The 914-nt window shown below is 47.8% G+C and carries 1 protein-coding gene; it reads left to right on the top strand.

The features are described 5' to 3' along the window. A partial coding sequence (locus H9S92_RS22895; protein WP_187464847.1) for a transposase occupies nucleotides 1-896 on the top strand: 896 nt, incomplete at its 5' end. Nucleotides 897-914 lie beyond the last annotated feature (18 nt).

The raw sequence follows: 914 nt of genomic DNA, 5'->3' as shown, positions 1-914 counted from the left end.
ATTCTGGCGTTGCCGGGAAAAGAAAATGGGGATTGGAAATTACGGGGCTAGCAGTTGTTGACTTGGACAATAAGACTGCGTATCATCTTGAAGCGGTTCAAACCGTCGGTCGACATGTGAAAGAATCTTTGCTGGATTATTATGCCGAAATCCTTGAGCAACGGGCTGACGAACTGCTCCAGATCAGTAAATACGTGGTAGTCGATGCGTACTTTTCCCGAAATCCATTCATCCAACGCGTTGTCAATGCAGGTTTTCATGTAGTCTCCCGCTTGCGTAAAAACGTCAGTCTGCGCTACTACTACAGCGGACCACAAAAGTCAAAAGGGCGGCCTAAGGAATATGCTGGCTTTGTCAACTTATTTAACCTTGATCCTGCCGTATTTAGTCGAGTGGAAGCGCTGAGTTCACCTCAAACCGTTGCTTGGACGGGCGTGGTTCAACTAAAAGTAGCAGGATTAAAAATCCGTATCGTGGTTATACACCAACTTGACGAAAAAAACAAAATCAAGTCTGTGAAGGTATACATGAGCACCGATGTTGATCAGCCAGCCGAACAAATTGTCCATGCTTACCGCTGTCGTTACCAACAAGAATTCATTTTCCGCGATGGCAAGCAGTTCAGCGGTTTAGAAGAGGGGCAAGGGCGTGATTGGCTTAAGATCGACTTCCACGTCAACTGCGCGCTAACGGTAGTTAATTTGGCTAAAGCTGCCCACCACTTAGCGGTTCCCGACCTTGAACGCGGAGCATTTTCCATGGCTGATATTACAACTGCCTATACCAATGAGCGCTTGGCTTTACGCATTTTCAGCAGGTGTGGGATTGACCCGAACCTGCCAAAAAGTCAAGAGGTACTGGCGGAGGTCAGGAACTACGCCGCTAGAGCAGCTTGAAATCGCAGCGGACCATTG

The organism is Neolewinella lacunae (assembly GCF_014349155.1).
Classification (GTDB): Bacteria; Bacteroidota; Bacteroidia; order Chitinophagales; family Saprospiraceae; genus Neolewinella; species Neolewinella lacunae.
The sequence above is the reverse complement of the archived record's forward strand: the minus strand, read 5'-3'. Positions and strand labels throughout refer to the sequence as shown.